We start from the raw sequence: 6,233 nt of genomic DNA, 5'->3' as shown, positions 1-6,233 counted from the left end.
GCAAAGCGAACCGTCGAAGCCGTTTGCGATGCAATTGGCCAAACCCTCAATCGTGTCACTCCACACGAATGCTCAAACTATTTTGCAAACTCAGGCTATGACCGGAGCTAATCTCATCCCGCTCTAGAGTGCCACGGTGCAGAATGGTCGTTGACAGCAGATTGAGATCGCCAGATGACCGGATACGTCTACATGACCGCGAGCCAGAAAGGCGGCACGATCTACATCGGTGTCACCAATGACCTCGCCCGTCGAATTCCAGAGCACAAAGCTGGCCAAGGTTCACGCTTCACCAGCCGCTACAACGTGCAGCGTTTGGTCTGGTATGAGGAGTTTTTCGATATCGCCGACGCTATTCAGCGGGAGAAATCGCTGAAACGCTGGCCGAGGCAATGGAAGGTCGAACTGATCGAGAAGACCAATCCGACTTGGTCCGAGCTATTTCGCGGGGTCGGCTGGTGACTATTCTTTACCCTAGCAGCGCTCGCAGGTTCAGGCATGGATCCTAGGGTCTGCGCGCGTCGCTTCGCTCCTTGCTTCGCCCTAGGATGACGAAGCTACGGGCGCCTGCGCAGAACGCCGCCATTCGCAAGCCTGCCTCACCTGAATATCAATCCGTCTGGATCCAGACCGCCTTGGTCTCCAGATATTCGTGCAGATGCTCGATGCCGCCCTCGCGGCCGTAGCCGGACATCTTCATGCCACCGAACGGCACGGCCGGATCGATGGCATGGTACATGTTGACCCAGACCGAGCCCGCCTTGACGCGGCGCGCGAGCTTGTGCGCGGTGCCGAGATTGGTGGTGAAGATGCCGGCCGCAAGGCCGTAGGGCGTCGCGTTGGCGCGCGCGACAACCTCGTCCAAAGTGTCGAAAGGCATCGCCGAGATGACCGGCCCGAAGATTTCTTCGCGCGCGATGGTCATCTTGTCCGACACAGCGCCGAAGACGGTCGGCGCGATGAAGTTGCCGCCGTCATAGAGCTCGCCCGTCAGCCGCGATCCGCCGGCGACCAGCCTGGCGCCTTCGTCGCTGCCGGCCTTGATGTAGCCTTCCACCTTGCCGGCCTGCCTGGCGTTGATCAGCGGTCCGATCTCGGTCTCCGCCTCGATGCCGTGGCCGATGCGCAGCTTGCCGGCAAACTCGGCGACGCGGCGCACGAACTCGTCATGGATCTCGCGCGCCACGAAGAGGCGTGAGCCGGCGATGCAGATCTGACCCGAATGCACGAACACCGCCATCGCCGCGACCGGCACGGCCTTGTCGATATCAGCGTCGCGGCAGACGATGATCGGCGACTTGCCGCCGAGCTCGAGTGAAACACGCTTGAGGTTGGTGACGCCGGCGCGCGCGATCGCCTGGCCCGTGAGCGTCGAGCCGGTGAAGACGATCTTGTTGACGTCCGGATGTTCGGCGAGCCGCGCCCCGGCCTCGGCGCCGGTTCCGGTGACGACGTTGACGACGCCGTCGGGCACGCCGGCTTCCTGCATCAGCTTCGCGATCAGCAGCGGCGTCAGCGATRCATCCTCCGACGGCTTCAGCACGATGGTGCAGCCGGTGGYGAGAGCCGGCGCGATCTTCCAGATCGAGGCGGCGGTCGGCGCGTTCCAGGGGATGATCGCGCCGACGACGCCGACCGGCTCGCGCCGGGTGAACGTGACGATCTCGCCGGGGATGGAATTGTCGATCGCCTCGCCATGCAGCGCGGTCGCCATGCCGCCATAGAAACRCAGCATGCCGATGACCCGGCGCCGGTTGGCCAGCGTGCGGGTGATCGGCAGGCCCATGTCGAGCGTGTCGGAGACGCTGAGCTCTTCCCAATGCTTTTCGAACAGGTCGGCGATCCTGAGCAGCACGCATTGCCGCTCGTAGGGCGAGAATTTGGACCAAGGCCCCTCGAAGGCGGCCCGCGCGGCGGCCACCGCCGCGTCGATATCGGCGGCTCCGCCGCGCGGAACAGTCGCCAGCACTTCGCCCGTCGCCGGGTTCAGCGCCTGCATCACGTCGCCGGATTGCGCCGCGACCCACTTGCCGCCGATGAACATCGGCCGGAATTCGCCATGGTAGAGCGTGGTGGCCTTCGCCCTCGGGTCGAAGTTCAGCGTCATCGTCTCCTCCTCACGATTCCGACGCGACTATTACTCCCGCTGCCGGCGACCTCAAACAAGGAAAGCTAAAAGGGCGTTCAGATAATCGGACTGTGCAAGGCGCGCGTCYTCCCCGATGGTTCCGGCAACGGAGGAACGGATATGAGACTTGCTRGCAAAGTTGCCATCGTCACGGGTGGTGGGTCGGGATTTGGCGAAGGCATCGTCAAGAAGTTCGTCGAGGAAGGCGCATCGGTCGTGCTGATGGACCGGGACGAGGCGGCGGCCGCGCGCGTCAGCGGCGAAGCCGGCGACAAGGTGCGACCGATCACGGGCGACGTTTCGACACTCGAGAGTTTTGCAGCGGCCGCCGACCTTGCGCGATCTGCCTTCGGCGGCCTCGACATACTGGTCAACAATGCCGGCGTCGCGCAGCCGCCGCTGCCGCTGGAGACGATGGACGAAGGCCTGTTCGACCGCATCGCCAATGTCAACATGCGCTCGATCTACAATGGCGCTCGGGCTGTGGTGCCGCACTTCAAATCGATCAAATCGGGCGCCATCCTCAATGTCGCTTCCACGGGCGGCGTATCGCCGCGCCCGAACCTCACCTGGTACAACGCCTCGAAGGGTTGGGCGATCGCCGCCACCCGGGCGATGGCGGTGGAACTCGCGCCCTTCGGCATCCGCGTCAACGCGATCAACCCCGTCGCCGGCGACACGCCGCTTCTGTCTACTTTCATCGGCTCCGGCGAGGAAAACCGCGCCCGCGTCGTCGCCACCATTCCGATCGGCCGGCTGTCGACGCCGCAGGACATGGGCAACGCCGCCGCGTTCCTCTGCTCCGACGAAGCCAGCATGATCACCGGCGTCGACCTCAATGTCGACGGCGGCAAATGCATCTGACTGTTTGCGGTTCCTGAAGGATTGGCGATGAAGGATGTCTACCAGATCGCGGTCGTCCATGGCGACGGCATCGGCCYCGAGGTCTGCGCAGCGGCAGTCGAGGTGGTGAAGGCGGCATTCGGGTCGGGCTGCCCTTTGCAGTTCACCGAATATCCCGCCGGGGCGGAGCATTTCCTGAAGACCGGGCAGAGCTTTCCCGAGCCGACCTTCCAGGCCTGCCGCGCGGCGGATGCGATCCTGCACGGAGCCGGCGGCCTGCCCGGCGTGGTCTATCCGGACGGCACGGAAGCGGGTCTGGATTTCACTCTGAGGCTCCGTTTCGAGCTCGACCTCTACGCCAACATCCGCCCCATCAGGCTCTTCGAGGGCGTGACGAGCCCGCTCAGCGGTGTGAAGGCCGGCGACATCGACTACGTCATCCTGCGCGAGAACAGCGAAGGGCTTTACGCGGCGCGCGGGGCAGGGGCGCTGCTGCGCGGCGAGGTGGCGGTCGACACGCTCGTGCAGACACGCACCGGCATCGAGCGCATCGTGCGCAAGGCCTTCGAACTGGCGCGACAGTCGAACGGCGCGCCGCGCGACGGCGTACGCCGGGTGACCTGCTGCGACAAGGCCAATGTGCTGCGCAGCTATGCCTTTTTCCGCTCGGTGTTCGATGAGGTGGCGAAGGATTATCCCGACATCGCGACGGAACATGCGTTGGTCGATGCCATGGCCATGCACCTCGTGCTGAAGCCCGGCCATTTCAACGTCATCGTCAGCGAGAACATGTTCGGCGATATCCTGTCGGACCTGGCGGCGGCGACGGTCGGCGGAATGGGAATGGCGCCCTCGGCGGAGGTCGGCGACGCAAACGGCTTCTTCCAGGCCGCCCACGGCTCCGCGCCGGACATTGCCGGCAAAGGGATCRCAAACCCCTACGGCACGATCCTGTCGGCGGCGGCCATGCTCGATTGGCTCGGCCGCGGACATGACGACGAAAGGCTGATTGATGCCGCCGAACAAATTCGCCGCGTGACGGAAGCGTGCCTGGCAAACGGGCTGCTCAGCGCGGATCTCAAAGGGAGGTCATCGACCGCCGAGATCACCGGGACCGTTTGCGACCGGCTCGCGGCCTGAGGCGATGGGGCGGCTCGATCGCTGCGTATCGGTGGAGGATYTTCGCCGGCTGGCGYGCCGTCGGTTGYCGAAATCGGTCTTCGAGTTCGTCGACGGCGGGGCAGGTCAGGAACTGACCTTGCGCGACAACCGCGCCGGCTTCGAACGTATTCGGCTGCTGCCTCGCGTGCTGACCGATGTGTCGCAGCCGGACTTGACCACCTCGATGTGGTCGAGGACCTATCCGACGCCGCTGGTGATCAGCCYGATGGGATCCTGCGCGCTCGTGCGCCCCGGCGCCGACATTGCAATCGCCAAAGCGGCGGCGGCGCGCGGCATCCCTTACACGCTGTYGACCATGGCAACGACCGGCATCGAGCGAATGGCAAAGGACGTCGAGGGACCGCTCTGGTTCCAGCTCTATGTGCTGAAGGATTTCGATTTCAACCGCCGACTGGTGCGGCAGGCTGAAGAGTTCGGCTATTCGGCGTTGGTCGTGACCGTCGATCTCCAGGCGGGCGGCAAGCGCGAGAAGGATCTGAGGAACGGGATTTCGATCCCGCTGCGGCCCTCGCTGCGACACATGATCGAAGGGATTGCGCATCCGGGCTGGTCGTTTCGCCTGCTTCGCGGCGGCTTGCCGCAGTTCGAGAATGTCCGCGGCTATCTCGGCGACACCAGCGCGGGGCTGACGATCGCCGCGCGCGTCGGCCGCAATCTCCATGCGGGTTTCGACTGGGCCGACTTCCGCACGATCCGCGACTGGTGGAAGGGGCCGCTGATCGTGAAGGGCGTCCTGCATCCGGACGATGCCGTCAGTTTGATCGGGGAGGGCGCGGACGGGATCTGGGTGTCCAATCATGGCGGCCGGCAGCTCGACGGCGCGATCGCGAGCGTCGATGCAACCGCGGCCGTGCACGCGGCCGTCGGCGGCCGGGCTCCGATCCTGATCGATTCCGGCATCCGAACGGGCATGGACGTCATCAAGGCAAAAGCACGCGGAGCGGCGRCAGYGGCAATCGRCCGGGCCGCGCTGTTCGGCGCGGTGGCGGGACAGGCCGGCATCGAGCGGGTGCTGGATATTTTGCTTGAGGAAATCGCAACCGGCCTGAAGCTTTGCGGTGTGCCCGGTTTTCAGCAAATTGGCCCGGACCTGATTGCTCCGGCGGGCTAGCCGGACGTAGCTTCGTCGCACCGCCCGTGTAGTTTGCCGAGGCGCAAGGTTGCACGAGCCCCGGCCGGCGGTTATGCCGGATCAAGATTTCCTGACGAAAGGCAGAACCGATGAAGGTCGTTTCCACATCGAAATCGCATGGCGGCGTCCAGGGCGTCTATTCGCACGCTTCGGAGGTCTGCGCCTGCGACATGACCTTTGCGGTGTTCGTGCCGCCCCAGGCCAAGGACGGGCCGCTCCCGGTCCTGTGGTACCTGTCGGGGCTTACCTGCACGCACGCAAATGTCATGGACAAGGGCGAGTACCGGCGCCTGGCGTCCGAGCYCGGGCTCATCGTCGTTTGTCCCGACACCAGCCCTCGCGGTTCTGACGTCCCCGATGAGAAGGACAATTGGCAGTTCGGCTGCGGCGCCGGCTTCTACCTCGACGCGACGCAAGAGCCTTATGCGAAGAACTATCGCATGTATTCCTACATCGCCGAGGAATTGYCGGCGCTCGTCGCCGCCAATTTTCCGGCCGACCTGTCGCGCCAGGCCATCTTCGGTCATTCGATGGGCGGRCATGGCGCGCTGACGATCGCGCTGAAAAATCCGGAACGCTACCGGAGCTGCTCGGCCTTCGCGCCGATCGTGCAGCCATCGACGGCCGGCTGGTCGCGGCCGGCCTTCGAGAAATATCTCGGATCGGACGAAAAGAGCTGGCGTGCTTATGACACGACGCTGCTGATCGAGGATGGCAGGCGTTTTGCGGAATTCCTGGTCGACCAAGGCACGGCGGACGGTTTCCTGCAGGACGGTCTTCGCCCATGGCTGCTGGAAGAAGCATGTAAGAAGGCAGGGATCGACCTCACCCTGCGCATGCAGGAAAACTACGACCATTCCTACAATTTCATCTCGACCTTCATGGACGATCATCTGAAGTGGCATGCCGCGCGGCTTGCGTGATTATCGTCTCTGATAAAGTGCGCCC

6 protein-coding genes are annotated in these 6,233 nt (G+C 64.3%); 5 read left to right on the top strand and 1 reads right to left on the bottom strand.

From position 1 onward, the window contains the following. Positions 1 to 174 precede the first annotated feature (174 nt). On the top strand, positions 175 to 462 hold the full coding sequence (locus LCM4576_RS11560) for a GIY-YIG nuclease family protein (protein WP_071032233.1): 288 nt from the start codon (positions 175 to 177) through the stop codon (positions 460 to 462). A 148-nt stretch (positions 463 to 610) separates the two neighbouring features. Here the strand turns inward: LCM4576_RS11560 and LCM4576_RS11555 are convergent, their stop codons facing one another. Next, positions 611 to 2,107 (bottom strand): aldehyde dehydrogenase, encoded by a 1,497-nt coding sequence (locus tag LCM4576_RS11555; RefSeq protein WP_071032232.1) that lies wholly within the window; start codon positions 2,105 to 2,107, stop codon positions 611 to 613. Between the two features lie 141 nt (positions 2,108 to 2,248). Here LCM4576_RS11555 and LCM4576_RS11550 point away from each other — a divergent pair, with 141 nt between their 5' ends. The 4 genes from LCM4576_RS11550 (at position 2,249) to fghA (ending at position 6,208) form a co-directional block, all read left to right on the top strand. Further along, positions 2,249 to 2,992, top strand: a complete 744-nt coding sequence (locus LCM4576_RS11550; RefSeq protein ID WP_071032231.1) for a glucose 1-dehydrogenase — start codon at positions 2,249 to 2,251, stop codon at positions 2,990 to 2,992. A 27-nt stretch (positions 2,993 to 3,019) separates the two neighbouring features. Continuing rightward, positions 3,020 to 4,111: an isocitrate/isopropylmalate dehydrogenase family protein gene (locus LCM4576_RS11545; protein WP_071032230.1), complete on the top strand. Its 1,092-nt coding sequence runs from the start codon at positions 3,020 to 3,022 to the stop codon at positions 4,109 to 4,111. 64 nt (positions 4,112 to 4,175) lie between these two features. After that, positions 4,176 to 5,264 carry an alpha-hydroxy acid oxidase gene (locus LCM4576_RS11540; RefSeq protein WP_244510778.1) on the top strand — a complete coding sequence of 363 codons (1,089 nt, stop codon included), beginning with the start codon at positions 4,176 to 4,178 and terminating at the stop codon, positions 5,262 to 5,264. 110 nt (positions 5,265 to 5,374) lie between these two features. Further along, entirely contained in the window at positions 5,375 to 6,208 is an 834-nt protein-coding gene (gene fghA / locus LCM4576_RS11535) for an S-formylglutathione hydrolase (protein WP_071032228.1), read from the top strand. Positions 6,209 to 6,233 lie beyond the last annotated feature (25 nt).

It is taken from the genome of Mesorhizobium sp. LCM 4576 (assembly GCF_001854815.1).
GTDB lineage: Bacteria > Pseudomonadota > Alphaproteobacteria > Rhizobiales > Rhizobiaceae > Mesorhizobium > Mesorhizobium plurifarium.
This window is presented reverse-complemented; position numbering and strand designations above follow the sequence as displayed.